A 17,093-nucleotide genomic window follows, 5' to 3' on the forward strand; every position below is an offset into this window, starting at 1 on the left:
CGTTTCAAGATGATGAACTCCTGTTACAAGGACGGCGATGAGAACAACCGCGATCGTGGCTCTGGTGCTCGGCCTGACCGCCGTGCCGACCGCCGAGGCGTCCGGCACGCCGGAGGCACGGGTGTGGGTGACCAGCCCGGACCGGGCCGAGCTGCTGCACGAACGCCCGCGCGTCGCGTTCGGCACCGCCACCTCCACGCACCCGACGATCGTGGTGGACCCCGGCCGCCAACATCAGACGGTCGACGGCTTCGGCGCGTCGATCACGGACTCGAGTGCCGAGGTGCTCTCGAACCTCGCGCCCGCAGTGCGCGCCGAGACGATGCGCAGGTTGTTCGACCCGAAGAGCGGCATCGGCGTGAGCTTCCTGCGCCAGCCGGTCGGGTCCTCTGACTTCACCGCCGCGGCCGAGCACTACACCTACGACGACGTGCCGGCCGGGCAGACCGACTTCGCGCTGCGGCACTTCAGCGTCCGCCACGACGAGGCGAAGATCCTCCCGTTGCTGCGTGAAGCGAAGCGGCTCAACCCGCGGCTGAAGGTCATGGCCACGCCGTGGAGCCCGCCGGCGTGGATGAAGGACAACGACTCGCTCGTCGGCGGTCGCCTCAAGGACGACCCGCGGATCCACGACGCCTACGCGCGGTACCTGGTGAAGTTCGTGCAGGCCTACGCGCGGGCGGGTGTGCCGGTCGACTTCCTGTCCGTGCAGAACGAACCGCAGAACCGCAAGCCGGACGCCTACCCCGGCACCGACATGCCCGTCGCCGACCAGCTGACAGTGATCGAGGCGCTCGGCCCGAAGCTCCGCGTCGCCAGCCCGCGCACGAAGATCCTCGCCTACGACCACAACTGGGCCACGCACCCCAACGACGGCACGGCGGAAGCCGACTACCCGTACCAGGTTCTGCGAGACAAAGCCGCGAGGTGGGTCGCCGGCACCGCCTTCCACTGCTACTACGGCGACCCGAGCGCGCAGAACGCGCTGCACAACGCCTTCCCGGACAAGAGCATCTGGTTCACCGAGTGCTCCGGCTCGAAGGGCGCCACCGACCCGCCCGCCAAGGTCTTCAGCGACACGCTGCGCTGGCACGCCCGCAACGTCGTGCTCGGCACCACCCGCAACTGGGCCCGCAGCGCGGTCAACTGGAACATCGCGCTGAACAGCACCGGCGGCCCGCACAACGGCGGCTGCGGCACGTGCACCGGCCTGGTGACGGTGCAGCCGGACGGTTCGGTCACCACCGACGCCGAGTACTACACGATCGGTCACCTCTCGAAGTTCGTGCAGCCGGGCGCGCGCCGCATCGCCAGCACGTCGTTCGGCACCACCGGCTGGAACGGCCAGGTCATGGACGTGGCGTTCCGCAACCCGGACGGCTCCACCGCCCTGGTGGTGCACAACGAGAACGACGACCCGCGCACGTTCGCCGTCAACGTCGGCGACCGCACGTTCGAGTACACCCTGCCCGGCGGCGCACTGGCCACGTTCACCTGGCCCGCCCACCACAGGCTCAAGACGAGGCTCGACCTCGTCCCGCTCACCGGCGCCACCGCCACGGCTTCGCTGGGCACGGGCGCCGCACTGGCCGTGGACGACGACGCCTCGACCCGCTGGTCCAGCGGCGCCGCCCAGGCCCAGGGCCAGTTCCTCCAGGTCGACCTGGGCCGCAACCGCGACTTCCGCCGGGTCGCGATCGACAGCGGCGGCAACCTGGGCGACTACGCCCGCACCTGGCAGCTGGACGTGAGCCGCGACGGCACGACCTGGCGCACCGTCGCAAATGGACAGAGCACGGGCCAGCTGACGACCATCGACGTCCGCACGAGCGCACGTTTCCTGCGGATCACCGCCACCGGTGCCGCGAGCAACTGGTGGAGCATCGCCGACATCCGGCTGTACGAGTGAGTCCGGGCGCCCGAACCCCTGCAAGGAGGGCCAATGTCCCCTGGAACACGCCGTTGGCGCAGTGCCGCCCTCGTCTCGGCCGTCGTGGCCGTGACGGCGGGCACGTACCTCGCCACCCCGGCAACCGCGGCGACCACCGCGAACGTCTGGCTGACCACCGCCGACCGCACGAACCTCCTGCGCCAGCAGGCGGGCGTGGCGTTCGGCAGCGGCGGCAGCGGCCCGGTGATCACCGTCAACCCGAACACCACCTACCAGTCCATGGTCGGGTTCGGTGCGTCGTTCACCGACTCGGCCGCGTGGAACGTCTTCAACTCGCCACGCCGTGACGAGATCATGAACAACCTGTTCAACCCGGGCAGCGGCATCGGCCTGAGCTTCCTGCGCCAGCCGATCGGCGCCTCGGACTTCTCGCGCAGCTTCTACACCTACGACGACGGCGCGGCGGACCCCACGCTCGCCCGGTTCTCCACCGCCCGCGACAACGCCTACGTCCTGCCGCTCATCCGGCAGGCGAAGGCGCTGAACCCGCAGCTCAGCATCATGGCCACGCCGTGGAGCGCCCCGGCGTGGATGAAGAACAACAACAGCCTCATCCAGGGCTCGCTGAACGACAGCCGGATCGGCGTCTACGCCGACTACCTGGTCAAGTTCACCCAGGCCTACCAGGCCGCGGGCGCGCCGATCGACTACCTGAGCGTCCAGAACGAGCCGAACTTCGAACCACCCGGCTACCCCGGCATGCGGATGTCCGCGCAGCAGCAGGTCAACGTCATCAACACGCTGGTCCCGAAGCTGCGCGCGGCCGGCCAGCAGGCCCGCCTGCTCGGCTACGACCACAACTGGGACGACACCACCTACCCGCAGACCGTGAACAACGGCGCCGGCACCAACGTCATCGGCTCCGCCTGGCACTGCTACGGCGGCAACCCGGGTGGACAGTCGGTGGTGAAGAACAACCAGCCGGGCAAGGACATCTTCTTCACCGAGTGCTCCGGCACCCGCTCGGCCACCGACGCGGCGACGTTCCGCGACACGTTGCGCTGGCAGGGCACGAACCTCGCGATCGGCGCCACCCGCAACCACGCCCGCACGGTCGCGCTGTGGAACCTGGCGCTCGACCAGAACAACGGCCCGGTCATCGGCAGCTGCACCAACTGCACCGGCGTGGTGACGACCAACGGCTCCTCCGTCACCTACAACGCCGAGTACTACGTCCTCGGCCACCTCGCGAAGTTCGTGAAGCCCGGCGCCGTCCGCGTCGACTCCACCGGCTACGGCGAGGGCGGCGTCCAGAACGTCGCCTTCCGCAACCCGGACGGCTCCATCGCCCTGGTCGCCCTCAACACCGGCGGCGACCAGAACTTCCAGGTCTCCTACGGCGGCCAGACCTTCGGCTACCGCCTGCCCGCCGGCGCCATGGCCACCTTCACCTGGCCGGGCACGCTCGACCCCGGCCAGCCCGGCACCCGCACCGGCCCCATCACCGGCCTGGGCGGCAAGTGCCTCGACGTCACCGACGGCAACACCGCCAACGGCAACCAGCCCCAGCTGTGGGACTGCGTCGGCGGCCCGAACCAGACGTGGACGCTCGGCACCGACGGCACGGTCCGCGGCCTCGGCAAGTGCCTCGACGTCACCGGCAACAGCACCGCCGACGGCGCCGCGGTGCAGCTGTGGGACTGCTTCGGCGGCCCGAACCAGCGGTGGACCGCGTCCGGCGGGACGCTGGTGAACGCCGGGAGCAACAGGTGCCTCGACGTGCGGGACGGCAACACGGCGAACGGCGCGCGGCTGCAGATCTGGTCGTGCACGGGCGGGCCGAACCAGCGCTGGACGGTACCGGCGTAGGTCGTTCCGGGGTCCGGTGCCCGTCGGGCACCGGACCAGTCGCGCCGCGCGCCGGCACCGCGGGATGACACGCCGTCAACCCGGCGAACGATGCCCGCTCGCGCGCCACCCCCATACCGTTGACCGTCGTGAAGACGCTCGCAGTGGTGGCCGCGCTGGTCCTCGTCGGCGCGGGTTTCGTGGTCGCGGTCAAGCACTTCGGCTGGTCGGAGATCACCGGCAAGGCCTGGGCCGTCACCTACGAGGTCACCGGGCGGGCCGGCGCGCCGGTGAAGATCAGCTACACCGAGAACCCGAGTCCCCGCAAGCGGGACGCGCCGCGGACGATCTCGGTCGACGGCGCACTGCCGTGGACGGCGGAGGTTGTGGTCAACTCGGGGCAGAAGGCGGAGGTCACCGCCACGCCGACGGGCGACGAGGTGCTGTCGTGCCGCATCCTGCTCGACGGCGAGCGGGTGTGGGCGAGTTCCACAGCTGCTCCTGGACGGCCGGTGACCTGCGACGAGGTGACCGACAGGTAGGGTTGGTTTTGGTCAGCACTGAAGCTACGGAGCGCATTACCGGACTCGGTGTGCGCCAGGTCGAGCCGCTCGGCGGTGGCACCTACAACCGGGTGTTCCGGGTCTCGGCCGGCGAGGGCGAGTTCGTGGTGAAGATCAGTCCGGGTGATCAGCCGGGGCTGACGTACGAGCGGGACCTGATGCGCACCGAGGCGTTGTTCTGCGCGCTCGGGTCGGAGGTCGCGCCGGTGCCGGAGGTCGTGCACACCGACTTCTCGTGCACGCTCGTCGACGGTGACGTCCTGGTGACCACCCTGCTGCCCGGCACTCCCCTGTTCGGACGGTCCGATGTGGACCGGCCGGTCGTGCGCCGGCAGCTCGGCGAGGCGGTCGCGGCGTTGCACGCGGTCGAGGGGCCGGGGTTCGGCTACCCGCAGCTGGGGTTGCACGGGACGTGGTCGGCGGCGTTCCTCGGGATGGTCGACGCGGTGCTCGCGGACGCGGACCGCTTCGGGGTCGTGCTCCCGGACGTCCCGGTCGGGCAGCACAGGGCGTTGTTCGCCCAGGTCGAACGGCCCGTGCTGGTGCACTTCGACCTGTAGGACGGCAACGTGCTGGCCGACGGCGGCCTGACCGGGCTGGTCGACGGGGAGCGGGCGTTCTGGGGTGACCCGGTCGCGGAGTTCGTGTCGCCGGCGCTGTTCGGCGGCATCGAGGCCGATGTGGACTTCCTGGCCGGTTACGGGTTCGCGTTCACCGACGCGGACCGGGTGCGGCTGGCCGCCTACCAGGCGTACCTCTACCTCGTCATGCTCACCGAACGGGTGCCGCGGGGCAGCACCGACGAGGGCGTGGAGCGGCTGGTCACACGGGCGCTCGACACGGCGGTGGCCGGTCTTCGGTAAAGGCGCGCGTGCGTGGTCTGTCGATCTGGGAAGCTGGTCGTGTGCGTGTGGCGTTGCTGGGACCGCTCAGGGTCGAGGACGACGACGGCACACCGGTGGACATCGGTGGTGCCAGGGTCAGGATGCTCCTCGCCCGGCTGGCGCTCGACCCCGGCCGCCCGGTCGCGCCCGGCACCCTGATCGACGACCTGTGGGGTGAGCAGCCGCCGGCGGACGCGACGAACGCGTTGCAGTCGCTGGTGTCGCGGCTGCGGAAGGTGTGCCCGGACGTCGCTCTGGAGCCCGGCGGGTACCGGCTCGCGCTGGCGCCCGACGACGTCGACGTGTTCCGGTTCGAACGGCTCCGCGCGGACGGGCGGCTGGACGAGGCGCTGCGGCTGTGGCGTGGCGAGCCGTTGGCGGACGTGCGCGAGGCGCCGTTCGCGCACATCGCGGCGGCCAAACTGGACGAAGCACGCCTGAGTGCGGAAGAGGACAGGTACGCGCGGGGCGAGCTCGACGTCGTGCAGCTGACCGCGATGCACGCGCGGCACCCGCTGCGGGAACGGCTCGCCGGGCTGCTGATGCGGGCGTTGTGCGCGCAGGGCCGGCAGTCGGAGGCGTTGCGCGTCTACGAGGACGTGCGCCGCACGCTCGCCGACGAGCTGGGCGTGGACCCGTCGCCGGAGCTGCGGGAAGTCCACCTCGCGGCGGTGCGCGGTGAGCTGGCGCCACGGGTCGTGGCCGACCGGCTGCCGGTGCGGCTCACCAGCTTCGTCGGCCGGGAGGAGGAGCTGGGGCGCATCGCCGAGCGGCTCGGCCAGGCGCGGCTCGTCACGCTCGTCGGGCCGGGTGGCGCGGGCAAGACGCGGCTCGCGACCGAGGCCGCCGCACGGCACCGGCTGCACGCCAAGGGGCGGGTGTGGTTCCTGCCGCTGGCCGGTGTGCGGGCGGCCGACGACCTGATCGGCGCGGTGCTCAGCGCGTTCGACCTGAGCTTCGCCACGAGCGACCCGATGCGCAGGGGCGGCGACGGCATGAGCCGGATCGCCGAGGTGCTGGCGGCCGGCGAGTCGCTGCTGGTGCTGGACAACTGCGAGCACCTGGTCGACGCCGCCGCCGAGTTCACGGGCCGGTTGCTGCGGCTGGTGCCGACCGTCCGGGTGCTCGCCACCAGCCGCGAGCCGCTGGCCATCGAGGGCGAGTCGCTGTGCCCGGTCGGTCCGCTCGCCGTGCCGAACGGGCAGGCCGACATCTCCGGGTACGGCGCGGTACGGCTGTTCCTGGACCGGGCGGTCGCGGTGAAACCCGGCTTCCGGCTGGACGAGTCCACCGCGGCCGACGTGAAGCTGATCTGCCGACGGCTCGACGGCATGCCGCTCGCGCTGGAGCTGGCCGCCGCACGGCTGCGGTCGATGACGGTCCACCAGATCACCCAGCGCCTGGACGACCGGTTCCGGCTGCTCACCTCGGGCAGCCGCACCGCGCTGCCCCGCCAGCGCACGTTGCGCGCGGTGGTCGAGTGGAGCTGGGACCTGCTGACCGAGGAGGAACGCGAGCTGGCCAGGCGGCTGTCGGTGTTCCCCTCCGGCGCCGACCTCGCCGCGATCGAACGGATCTGCCGCCACGACCTGTACGTGCTCACGTCGCTGGTCGAGAAGTCCATCGTGGACGTCCTGGACCACGACGAGCCGCGCTACCGGATGCTGGAGACGATCCGGGTGTACGCCGCGGAGCAGCTCGCGGAGTCCGGCGAGACCGCCGAGGTGGTGGCGCGCTTCCGCGAGCACTACCGGGAGCTGACCGAGAGCTGGGAGCCGCTCACCCGCACCGCCCGGCAGCTGGAGGTGATCGTCGGCTACGAGGCCGAGCACGACAACATCGTGGCTGCGCTGCGCGGGGCGGTCGACGACGAGGACCCCGACGCCGCCGCGGGCCTGCTCATCGGCATCTTCTGGTACTGGATGGTGAAGGGCGACAACGACCGCGCCACCGCCGCGGTGCACGACGTGCTCGCGTTCGGCGACCGGCTGCCGGCCGACGTGGCCGCCGCGCTCAACGCGATGCGGCTGATGATGCAGGCGATGCCGGGCATCCCCGACCCCGCCGAGACCGAGGCCGCCATCGACGAGTGCGTGCGCGCCGCGTCGATCGACCGCTTTGCGGCGCTGGCGATCGCGCTGCCGATGCTGGCGTTCCTCAGCAAGAACAGGGACCTCGGCCACCGGGAGGTGCGGCGGGCGGCGGCGAGCTCCGATCCGTGGGCGCGGGCGGCAGCGGAGTGGGCGCGCAGCTTCATCCTGGTCGACGACGGCGACCTGGCCGGTGCGGCGCTGGCCCGCGACCGCGCGTACGAGCTGTTCACGGCCACCGGCGACCGGTGGGGCACGTCGATGTCGCTCGGGATGAAGGCGGCGTTCCTGTCGCAGACCGGTGACAACCGCGGCGCGATCGCCCTGTACGAGCGCGGGCTGGCGTTGGCGCGGGAGCTGCGCTCGCAGGACGACGTCGTGCAGCAGCACTGGCGGATCGCGGTCGAGTACGCCCGCATGGGCGACCTGGCAGCGGCGCAGGAACAGCTGGCCGAGGCCGAGCGGTTCGTGCGGGAGACGGGCAACGACCAGATGACGGCGCTGATCTGGTACGCCAAGGCGGAGATCCGGTTGCGTTCCGGCGCGGTGGCGGAGGCCAGGGAGCTGGCCGACAGCTTCCGCGCGGTGGGCGACTCCGAGCTGCTCGGCACGTTCGCCGCCGAGTGGTCCGCGCTGCTCGAAGCCCGCATCTGCCTGGTGGAGGGCCGGCACGCCGAAGCGGAGCGGGCCGTCGCGGTGGCGGTCGAGCTGACGTCGGCGCGCAACGACATGCCCGACCTCGCCGCGGCGGTGGAGATCCTCGCCCGGGTCCGGCACGACCAGGGCGCCGACGACGTCGCGTGGCGGCTGCTCGGGCTGGCCAAGCTCGTCCGCGGCGGTCTCGACCTCGGCGACCCCGGTGTGCGCGACCTCGTCGCCGCGCTCGGCGATCCGGACGCGGCGACCGTGCCGAAGGACGAGGCGATGCGCGAGATCCGCAGGGAGGCGGGCGTCATCGGCTGACGCCCGCCCCGGTCGCACGAGGTGTGCTCAGACCCGCCTGCGGTAGGCCCACATGGCCAGCGGGAAGAACACCGCCACCGCGCCGACCATCCAGATCAGCGACCCGGTCAACGGCCCCGCGATCGGCCCGCCGTTGAGCAGCCCGCGCAACGCGTCGGCCATCAGCGACACCGGGCTGATGTCGGCCCACGTCTTGAGCCAGCCCGGCATCGTCGAGGTGCCGACGAACACGTTGCTGCCGAACGTCAACGGCATGATCAGCACGAACATCAGGCCCTGCACGGCCTGCGGGGTCTTGAGCAGCATGCCGATGAACACCGACGCCCAGCAGAAGCACAGCGCGAACAGGAGGCCCAGCGCCACCGCGATCAGCAGCTCCACCGGGCCGGTCTGCACCCGGTAGCCCATGACCGTGGCGACGACCAGCAGCACCACGACGCACACCACGTACCGCACGACGTCGGCCAGCACCGCGCCGACCAGCGGTGCCGACCGCGCGATCGGCATGGCGCGGAACCGGTCGAACACGCCCTTGGCCGCGTCGGTGTTCAGCTGCACACCCGCGGTCATGCTGGCCTGCAACAGGTTCATCACCATGATGCCCGGCACGAGCATCTGCAGGTACGCCTCCGTGCTGCCGGCGAGCGCCCCGCCGAACAGGTAGGTGAACATCAGCAGGAAGACGATCGGCGCGATCGTCACGTCCATCAGCTGCTCGGGGTTCTTGCGGATCTTGAGGATCCCCCGCCACGCCAGGGAGAACCCGTGGCGCACGCCCTTGTCCGACGCGATCGTGCTCACACCAGGCTCCTCTCCGGCTCGATGGTCTTCTTCCCGGTCAGCGCGAGGAAGACCTCGTCCAGCGACGGCAGCCGCAGCGCCAGCTCGTCGGCGGTGATGCCGGCCTCGTCGAGCTTGCGGACCAGCGTGGACAGCAGCACCGGGTCGTTGACCGGCGCGGTCAGCAGCCCCGTGTCGTCGTCCCGCGACGGCCGCTCCCCGGTCAGGTCGCCCAGGATGCGCTGCACCGCGTCGAGGTCGCGCGCCGAGGTCGGCCGCACCTGCAGCGTCTGGCCGCCGACGCGGCGCTTCAGCTCGTCGGGGCGCCCCTCGGCCACCACCCGGCCGTGGTCGAACACCGTGATCGTGTCCGCGAGCTGGTCGGCCTCCTCCAGGTACTGCGTGGTGAGCAGGACCGTCGTGCCGTTCGCGACGAGCCTGCGCACGACCGCCCACACCTCGTTGCGCGCGTGCGGGTCCAGGCCGGTGGTCGGCTCGTCCAGGTACAGCACGCGCGGGCTCCCCACGAGGCTGGCGGCGAGGTCGAGCCGCCGCCGCATGCCCCCCGAGTAGGTCTTGGCGGCCCGTCCCGCCGCGTCGGTGAGCTCGAACTGCTCCAGCAGCTCCGCCGCCCGTGCCCGTGCCCCCGCACGGGAGTGGTCGAGCAGCCGGGCCAGCAGCACGAGGTTCTCCGTGCCGGAGAGGTCCTCGTCGACCGACGCGTACTGCCCGGTCAGCCCGATCAGCGCGCGCACCGCCACCGGGTCCTTGAGCACGTCGTGCCCGCAGACCGTGGCGTGCCCCGCGTCCGGGCGCAGCAACGTGGCCAGCACCCGCACCGCCGTGGTCTTGCCCGCGCCGTTCGGCCCGAGCACCCCCACGACCTTTCCCTCCGGTACCTCGAGGTCCACACCGTCGAGGGCCTTGGTCTCCCCGTAGTGCTTGACCAGGCCCTCTGCCCTGATCGCCAGCGACATCGTCCGTTCCTCCCTGTGTCCGGGAGGACTGTGCGCCCGTGCGCTGGCAACGCGCGCACAGCACGCTGTCAGTGGCTGTCAGTCGCCCACCAGTTGTCCATCCGGGGCACCCCGGGACCGCCCCTGCTCGCCTGGAACAGGAACGCCGCGATGCCCGCCGCACCCTGCATCCAGCCGACGCCGGGTGGCAGCAGCGGCTCCTCCGCGCGGTGCTCGACGAACCGCCAGCAGACCCCGTCACCGTCCGGGACGGCACGGTCGACGAGGACGTCGGCGAGGTGCCGCGCGAACTCCGGCTCCGCACCGGCGTCCAGCAGCACGGCGCCCACACCCGCGGTACCGCAGCAGCGCCCGTCGTTGTCCCAGAAACCGGGCCACAACCGTTCGGGCAGGCCGCACGTGCGGAGCGTGCGCACGCACCGGCGGTGCAGCTCCGCCGTGGTCAGGCCATCCACCTCGAACACCCCGGCGTGCTCCAGCGCCTTCCACAGCAGCGAGGTTCCGGCCGGGCCGTGGCACCAGTTGTAGCTGTACTCCTCGAAGTCGTCGTCGAGCCGCGGGATCCGCAACGGTGCCCGGAACCCGCCGCCGGACAGGTCCGCGAGCGTCACGAGGTGCCGGGCGCCGTCGAGCGCGGCCGCGACCCACTCCGGGCGGCCGAACTCGGCCCCGGCCAGTGCCAGCGACGTCGCGACGCCCGCCAGGCCGTGCGAGAAGTTCGGCAGCTGCCGCTCGACCGGGGAGAACCGGGGCGGCACCATCCGCCAGTTCAGCCCGGACGGCACCTCCTCGCGCTCGGCGAGCAGGACCCCGGCCGCGACCTCGGCCAGTTCGTCGGCCCTGGCGCCGTGCCGCCGCGCCCAGACGGCACCGAGCAGCACACCGGCGGTGCCCAGCACGACGTCGCTGACCCGCGCGCCGTCGCGGTAGCGCGGTGGCCCGGCGAACGTCTGCGGCCACCCGTCCGGTCCGGCGAGCTCGAGCATCCGCGCCACGGCGGCGTCCGGGGCCGGCTCGCCCAGCGCGGTGAGCGTGCCGATGGCGCTGACCAGGCCGTGGAACAGGCTGTGGTCCGTGCTCGTCGCGATGCCCGCGGTGACCTGCTCGCCGATCGCGTCCGCCAACCCGCGCTCCCGCGCCGTCCACGGTCGCACGGCCCGGATCTCCGCCAGCGTCAGCGCCAGCCCACCGGCACCCTCGTGCATGCCGTCGCGGTGGGCCGGGTCGGGCTCGGCCCCCGGTGACGGCGGAACCCACACGCTGCCGTCGTACCGCACCTGGTCCAGCACCCACCGCCAGGCCGACTCCGCCGTGCGCCCGCAGGTCTCGTCCACCGGACGATCATCACACCCCCGGCGGGTGGCTATCCGGCGTTCGTCCCGATCACGACGGTGCAGTAGTGCTCGTCCGACGTGGTCACCCGCGGCACCAGCCCGTGCTCCGCCATGGCCGCGGCGGTCAGCGGTGCCTGGTGCTCGCTGGTCTCGATCAGCAGGTGGCCGCCGGGGGCGAGCCACCGCGGCGCACCGGCCGCGACCCGGCGGTGCACCGCCACGCCGTCGGAGCCACCGTCCAGCGCCACCACCGGCTCGTGGTCGCGGGCCTCCGGCGGCATCATCGCGATCTCGTCGGTCGGCACGTACGGCGCGTTCACCACGAGGACGTCCACCCGGCCGCGCAAGGTCTCCGGCAGCGGTTCGTACAGGTCGCCCTCGTAGACCCGGCCCGTGCCGGCGAGGTTGCGGCGGGCGCAGGCCACCGCGGCGGGCTCGATGTCGGCGGCGTGCAGCTCGACACCCTCGACGGCGGCCGCGACCGCCAGCCCCAGGGCCCCGGCGCCACAGCACAGGTCGAGCACCACGGCGCCGGGCCGGGCCAAGGCCACCGCGTTCTCCACCACGAACGCCGACCGCTGCCGCGGCACGAACACCCCGGCGTCGACGGCGACCCGGCGGCCGAGGAACTCCGCCCAGCCGACGATCACCTCCAGCGGCTCGCCCGCTACCCGCCTGCGGACCAGCTCGTCCAGCTCGGCGGGGGTGGCCGCGGCGTCGAGCAGCAGGCGTGCCTCGTCCTCCGCGAACACGCATCCCGCCGCACGCAGCGTCGCGACCACATCGATCATGGCCGCCTTTCTACCAAAGGCCGCGTGGGACGGCCCCCTCACACCGTCCCACGCGGCCGTCCCCGTGAGGGGCTACCGGAACGGCACCGCGTAGGCGTGGCTCATGTCCGAGTCGTGCTTGGCGGCCGAGCCGCGCGAGTCGGTCATGTTCTGCGCGACGCCCTGCACCGCGCCGGTCTCACCGCCGAGCCACCGGGTCCGGACGTAGGTGGAGAACTTCGGCACGCACCCGGAGTCCGTCCTGATCATGAAGTCCGGCTTGTTCAGCGGCACGTAGACGTGGTGGACGTAGTACGGCACGTCCAGGGTCACGGTGGCGGAGGAGTCGGTCTGGCACAGCGACCCGTCGGCCTTCCACTGGTTGACGAACAGCGTGAACGACGCCTGTGACGACCTCTTCTTGTCGCACGGCGCGTCCAGGTGGCAGATCATGTACTCGGTGTCGCCGAACACGCTCAGGCCGCGGAAGCCGGGTGCGAGCTCGAACGCGTCGATCGACGGCTCCCGCTGCACGGGCGTGGTGGCGTCGACGTTGAGCAGTCCGGCCGGCACGCTGCTCTGGGCCGGCTGACCGGTCGTGGTGTTGTCGATCGAGGTGTCCGCGAACCGCATCGAGCCGCCGACCAGGCGGATCGTCGAGGCCTCGTAGGCCAGCGAGGCCGTGCGGACGTTGGCCGTGCAGGTGACCGTGGTCGCGACGCCGGGGTGCACGAGGAACCGGGTGGTCAGCCAGATGTCCGCCCACTGCGGGGTGGCGGTGGACGCCTCGTAGACGTTCTGGCCCATCAGCATGGTCTTCTCACCGCCCGCCCAGCGGCAGCGGACCTCGTTCTCGAACAACGTGCGGATCGTCGCGCTGTTGGCCCGCATCACCGAGACCACGTACGCGGTCTGGTCCGCGGCCATGTCCAGCGAGATCGACCCGACCGGCACGACGTTCTGGTCGAACGTGTGCGGCGTCGTCGGCACCCCCGGTCCGAGCACGGTCTGCGGCGCGAACGTGACGCTCGTGGCCGCGTGGGCCTGCGGGACCTGGGCGACCACCAGCGCTGTGACGACAGCGGTGACCAGGGACAAGAACCTTCTCACGCCAACCCCCTCCAAGGACTCCCCCGATGGAACGAGCGGGAACATAGCGAGCCGATCTACACGTCCCCTACACGCCGACGGGCCGTTATCGCGCCACGACCAGCGCGCGAGGTGCGCCGGTTCCGGCGGCCACCTCACGCCTTGAGCACCCCGGCGATCTCGGCGATGCCCGCGGGTCCCACCCGGCAGCAGCCGCCGATCAGCCGGGCGCCCTGCTCGGCCCACTGCCCGACGGCGAACGACTCCACACCGCCGGTCCACTCGTGCGTGGCGGCGTTCCACCGCTCGCCGGTGTTCGGGTAGACGACGACCGGCAGTCCGGTGACCGCGCGGGCGGTGGCCACGGCACCGGCGACCTCCTCGGGCGCCGAGCAGTTGAGCCCCACCGCCACCACCTCGGCCACGCCGTCGACGAGCCCGAACGCCTCCTCCAGCGGCTGACCGGCGCACGTGCGGCCGTCACGGACGCTGTAGGAGAGCCAGGCGGGCACCCCGCTGCCCGCGACCACCCGCAGGACCGCCTCCGCCTCCTGCACGTCCGGGATCGTCTCCACCGCCAGCAGGTCGGGCCCGGCCTCGGCGAGCACCTCGATGCGGCGCCGGTGGAAGTGCTCCAGCTCGTCCGTGGTCAGGCCGTAGCGGCCGCGGTACTCCGACCCGTCGGCCAGCACCGCCCCGTACGGGCCCACCGACGCGGCGACCCAGCGCGGTCCGTCCACTTCGGACGCGGCTGATCGCGCGAGCGACACGCTGGTCCTCAACAGGCCGACGGTCTGCTCATCGGTCAGACTGCGGCGGGCGAAACCCGCGAAGGAGGCCTGGTAGCTGGAGGTGATCACGACGTCGGCACCCGCGCGGTAGTAGGCGAGGTGTGCCGCCTTCACCGCGTCCGGGTCGGTCAGCAGCAGACGTGCGGTCCACAGCTCGTCGGACAGGTCGTGACCAGCCTGTTCGAGGGCGGTCGACAGCCCGCCGTCGACCACGGCCACCCGGTCGGCCAGCGCGTTCACCAGATCCATCAGCCGAGGATACGCAGGATCCGGTAACGTCCAATTCAGACAAATAGACCACCGAGGGAGAGGCACCTGTGCTTGAGATCAGCGGACTGACGTGGGCGGTCACGATCGGGGTGATCGTCCTCCTGCTGGCGGTCGACCTCGTGCTCGCCGCCGCCCGCCCGCACCGGATCGGCTTCCGCGAAGCCACCCTGTGGTCGGTCTTCTACATCCTGGTCGCGATCGGGTTCGGCATCTGGTTCATGAGCGCCTACGGCGGTGGGTACGGCACGGAGTACTTCGCCGGCTACATCGTCGAGAAGAGCCTCTCGGTCGACAACCTGTTCGTGTTCGTGATCATCATGACCACGTTCCTGGTGCCGGAGGAGCACCAGCACAAGGTGCTGACGTTCGGCATCGTGCTGGCGCTGATCATGCGCGGCATCTTCATCGCGGTCGGCGCGACGCTGCTCTCGCTGTTCTCGTTCATGTTCCTGCTGTTCGGCCTGCTGCTGATCTACACGGCGGTCCAGCTGTTCCGGCACCGCAACGAGGACCCCGACGTCGAGAACAACGTCGTCGTGAAGACCGCCCGCAAGCTGCTGCCGGTCACCGACGACTACGTGGGCGGCAAGATCTTCACCCGCGTCGACGGCCGCAGGATGGCCACTCCCCTGTTCGTCGTGCTGGTGGCGATCGGCGGCGTCGACCTGCTGTTCGCGCTCGACTCGATCCCCGCGGTGTTCGGCGTGACCGAGGAGCCCTACATCGTCTTCACCGCCAACGCGTTCGCGCTGCTCGGCCTGCGCGCGCTGTTCTTCCTCGTCAAGGGCCTGCTCGACCGGCTGGTGTACCTGTCGGCCGGCCTCGCGGTCATCCTCGCGTTCATCGGTGTCAAGCTGATCCTGCACTGGGCGCACGTCGACATCGACCCGCGCGTGCCCGAGGTGCCCACGCCGCTGAGCCTCGGCGTGATCATCTCGATCCTGGTGGTCGTGACGGTGGCCAGCCTGGTCAAGACGCGCAACGACCCGTCGGCCAAGGCGCACCCCGGTTCGCTGCGCGCCCACCGGGAGCCGCACGAGGAGAAGTGACCGTCGGGGCGACCGGGTTCGCGGTCCCCGACTCGCCGGGGATCGCGAACGCTCGTTCCGCGCGGGCGGTGGCGACGGCCGGGCACCACACGAAGGCGCCCACCGCGTACAGCGCGAGCTTCCACGGCCGGGGCCGCACCACCAACCGTTCCGGGCAGGTCGTCACCGCACCGGAGCACCCCGGAGCGCCCCGGCGTGAACCGGAGATCGATTTGGCCCCTCGTTCACGCACTCACCCCGTGACTAACGTCGTTGCCGCACCCGAAAAAGGCGCAACAAACGGACCCGGCGCCACATCCCCGCGCCGGTCCGCCTTTTCTCACGACCACGAGGTGAAACCGTGCGTGTTGTTTCGACGTTCGTTCTGGCCACCGCCGCTCTGGTGGCCACCGCGTTGCCCGCCTCCGCCGACGTGGCGGCCGCCGTCGCGCTCCAGCCGCAGGGCAGGCTGGAGGCGCGCGGTGCCGCCGTCACCGCGCCGATGCGGGTGATGTGCCAGAACGGTGCGACCGGGACGTTGTGGGTGCAGATCACCCAGAACGTGCGCGGCGAGCTCGCGATCGGCGACAAATACGTTCCGAGTGTGCCGTGCAGCGGGAACTACGAAAAGGTCAGCGTGACCGTGGTGTCGCGGACGAAGGCGTTCCGGGCCGGTGTCGCTTTCACGTCGGCCTTGCTCAACGTCTACGTTCCGCCGAGCGATTCCACGGTGGTCGACGAAGCGCGGGAAATGACGATCGTCAGTTAGTTCCTGCGCGTTCTGGTCGACGCGCGGACCACGAGCTCCGGCTGGAACTTCACGTGCCGGTGCTCGTGGTCCGGCTCGTTCTCGGCCAGCAGCAGCTGCGCGGCCGTGCGGCCCAGCCGGTCGCGTGGCTGCCGCACCGACGTGAGCGGCACCGCCGCGGCCGCCGCGAACTCGATGTCGTCGTAGCCGACCACGGCGAGGTCGTCCGGCACGCTCAGGCCCTGCTGGGTCATCGACTGCAGCAGGCCGAGCGCCAGCAGGTCGTTGGCGCAGAACGCCGCCGTCGGACGGCGTACCGAGGGCAGCCCGACCAGCCGCTCCCCCGCGCTGCGGCCCTCCGCGACGCGCAGGCCGTTCGTCTCCAGCACGGTCAGCGCCTCCGGCGGGAGGCCGGCCTGAGCCAGTGCCCGCAACGCGCCCTGGCGGCGGTCGCGGACCTGCTGGATCGACATCGGGCCGCCGACCATCGCGATGCGGGTGTGACCGGTTTCGACCAGGTGGGTCACCGCGAGCTCGCCGCCGAGCACGTCGTCGACGGCCACCGAGCAGTGCGTGCCGTCGCGCGCCTCGCGGTCGACCAGCACGACCGGCGTGCCGCGGCTGGGCACGTCGGTGAACTCCGCACCGACCGGCGTGAGCAGGATGCCCTCGACCCGCTGCTCGTGCAGCAGCTCCAGGTACTCGCGCTCCCGGCCGTGGTCGGAGGCGCTGTTGCACAGGTACAGCGCCAGACCGGCCTCCCTCGCCGCGTCCTCGACCCCGCGGGCCACGTCGGTGAAGAACGGGTTCGCCGCGTCGAGCACCACGTAGGCGAGCACCCGGCTGCGGCCCGCCCTGAGCTGGCGCGCCGACTCGTTGCGCACGAAACCCAGCTCCGCGATCGCGGCCAGCACCCGTTCCCGCGTGGCGGTCGCGACGACGTCCGGGCGGTTCAGCACGTTCGACACCGTCGCGTTCGAGACACCGGCGTGACGGGCGACCTCGCGGATGCCCACGCTAGGTTTCACGGCTGACTCCTTGCTTGAAACGTGACAACGAATCCTAGC

General features: G+C 71.6%; 15 protein-coding genes. 8 read left to right on the top strand and 7 right to left on the bottom strand.

What is annotated here, in order from left to right; all coding sequences use genetic code 11:
- Window positions 1-37: 37 nt before the first annotated feature.
- The 6 genes from ADL03_RS21265 (at window position 38) to ADL03_RS21290 (ending at window position 8,239) form a co-directional block, all read left to right on the top strand.
- Window positions 38-1,909 carry a discoidin domain-containing protein gene (locus ADL03_RS21265; protein WP_053735269.1) on the top strand — a complete coding sequence of 624 codons (1,872 nt, stop codon included), beginning with the start codon at window positions 38-40 and terminating at the stop codon, window positions 1,907-1,909.
- 33 nt (window positions 1,910-1,942) lie between these two features.
- A complete protein-coding gene (locus ADL03_RS21270) occupies window positions 1,943-3,760 on the top strand; it encodes a lectin (RefSeq protein WP_063798664.1) in 1,818 nt (605 codons plus the stop codon).
- Between the two features lie 128 nt (window positions 3,761-3,888).
- The gene (locus tag ADL03_RS21275; RefSeq protein ID WP_053735271.1) at window positions 3,889-4,281 is read left to right on the top strand and encodes an MmpS family transport accessory protein; all 393 of its coding nucleotides are present in this window, start codon (window positions 3,889-3,891) and stop codon (window positions 4,279-4,281) included.
- A gap of 50 nt (window positions 4,282-4,331) precedes the next feature.
- On the top strand, window positions 4,332-4,862 hold the full coding sequence (locus ADL03_RS48540) for a phosphotransferase family protein (RefSeq protein WP_053735272.1): 531 nt from the start codon (window positions 4,332-4,334) through the stop codon (window positions 4,860-4,862).
- Window positions 4,863-4,871: 9 nt separating this feature from the next.
- Complete coding sequence (locus ADL03_RS48545; protein WP_053735273.1) at window positions 4,872-5,165, top strand: hypothetical protein; 294 nt, start codon at window positions 4,872-4,874, stop codon at window positions 5,163-5,165.
- Window positions 5,166-5,206: 41 nt separating this feature from the next.
- Window positions 5,207-8,239: a BTAD domain-containing putative transcriptional regulator gene (locus ADL03_RS21290; RefSeq protein WP_053735274.1), complete on the top strand. Its 3,033-nt coding sequence runs from the start codon at window positions 5,207-5,209 to the stop codon at window positions 8,237-8,239.
- 27 nt (window positions 8,240-8,266) lie between these two features.
- Here ADL03_RS21290 and ADL03_RS21295 read toward each other — a convergent pair whose 3' ends face one another.
- The 6 genes from ADL03_RS21295 to mmuM all read right to left on the bottom strand — a co-directional run bounded on the left by ADL03_RS21295 (window position 8,267) and on the right by mmuM (window position 14,229).
- Window positions 8,267-9,040: an ABC transporter permease gene (locus ADL03_RS21295; RefSeq protein WP_053735275.1), complete on the bottom strand. Its 774-nt coding sequence runs from the start codon at window positions 9,038-9,040 to the stop codon at window positions 8,267-8,269.
- Window positions 9,037-9,996, bottom strand: a complete 960-nt coding sequence (locus tag ADL03_RS21300) for an ATP-binding cassette domain-containing protein (protein ID WP_053735276.1) — start codon at window positions 9,994-9,996, stop codon at window positions 9,037-9,039. The genes ADL03_RS21295 and ADL03_RS21300 overlap by 4 nt, the downstream gene beginning before the upstream one ends.
- A gap of 68 nt (window positions 9,997-10,064) precedes the next feature.
- On the bottom strand, window positions 10,065-11,330 hold the full coding sequence (locus ADL03_RS21305) for a lanthionine synthetase LanC family protein (protein ID WP_053735277.1): 1,266 nt from the start codon (window positions 11,328-11,330) through the stop codon (window positions 10,065-10,067).
- A gap of 29 nt (window positions 11,331-11,359) precedes the next feature.
- On the bottom strand, window positions 11,360-12,121 hold the full coding sequence (locus ADL03_RS21310) for a putative protein N(5)-glutamine methyltransferase (protein WP_053735278.1): 762 nt from the start codon (window positions 12,119-12,121) through the stop codon (window positions 11,360-11,362).
- Between the two features lie 72 nt (window positions 12,122-12,193).
- Complete coding sequence (locus ADL03_RS21315; RefSeq protein ID WP_157529051.1) at window positions 12,194-13,210, bottom strand: hypothetical protein; 1,017 nt, start codon at window positions 13,208-13,210, stop codon at window positions 12,194-12,196.
- Between the two features lie 134 nt (window positions 13,211-13,344).
- Window positions 13,345-14,229: a homocysteine S-methyltransferase gene (gene mmuM, locus ADL03_RS21320; protein ID WP_053735280.1), complete on the bottom strand. Its 885-nt coding sequence runs from the start codon at window positions 14,227-14,229 to the stop codon at window positions 13,345-13,347.
- A 68-nt stretch (window positions 14,230-14,297) separates the two neighbouring features.
- Here mmuM and ADL03_RS21325 point away from each other — a divergent pair, with 68 nt between their 5' ends.
- Together ADL03_RS21325 and ADL03_RS21330 are read left to right on the top strand one after the other, a co-directional pair.
- Window positions 14,298-15,299 (top strand): TerC/Alx family metal homeostasis membrane protein, encoded by a 1,002-nt coding sequence (locus tag ADL03_RS21325; protein WP_053735281.1) that lies wholly within the window; start codon window positions 14,298-14,300, stop codon window positions 15,297-15,299.
- A 340-nt stretch (window positions 15,300-15,639) separates the two neighbouring features.
- Window positions 15,640-16,047, top strand: a complete 408-nt coding sequence (locus ADL03_RS21330) for a hypothetical protein (protein WP_053735282.1) — start codon at window positions 15,640-15,642, stop codon at window positions 16,045-16,047.
- Here the strand turns inward: ADL03_RS21330 and ADL03_RS21335 are convergent.
- Window positions 16,044-17,054: a LacI family DNA-binding transcriptional regulator gene (locus ADL03_RS21335; RefSeq protein ID WP_231642098.1), complete on the bottom strand. Its 1,011-nt coding sequence runs from the start codon at window positions 17,052-17,054 to the stop codon at window positions 16,044-16,046. The genes ADL03_RS21330 and ADL03_RS21335 overlap by 4 nt on opposite strands.
- Window positions 17,055-17,093 lie beyond the last annotated feature (39 nt).

The sequence above is a fragment of the Nocardia sp. NRRL S-836 genome, from assembly GCF_001279525.1.
Lineage (GTDB): Bacteria > Actinomycetota > Actinomycetes > Mycobacteriales > Pseudonocardiaceae > Lentzea.

Excerpts from the sequence above, each read along its gene's own strand:
- ADL03_RS21270 (WP_063798664.1), top strand. The coding sequence starts at position 1,943 with ATGTCCCCTGGAACACGCCGTTGGCGCAGTGCCGCCCTCGTCTCGGCC.
- ADL03_RS21310 (WP_053735278.1), bottom strand. The coding sequence starts at position 12,121 with ATGATCGATGTGGTCGCGACGCTGCGTGCGGCGGGATGCGTGTTCGCG.
- ADL03_RS21300 (WP_053735276.1), bottom strand. The coding sequence starts at position 9,996 with ATGTCGCTGGCGATCAGGGCAGAGGGCCTGGTCAAGCACTACGGGGAG.
- ADL03_RS21265 (WP_053735269.1), top strand. The coding sequence starts at position 38 with ATGAGAACAACCGCGATCGTGGCTCTGGTGCTCGGCCTGACCGCCGTG.
- mmuM (WP_053735280.1), bottom strand. The coding sequence starts at position 14,229 with ATGGATCTGGTGAACGCGCTGGCCGACCGGGTGGCCGTGGTCGACGGC.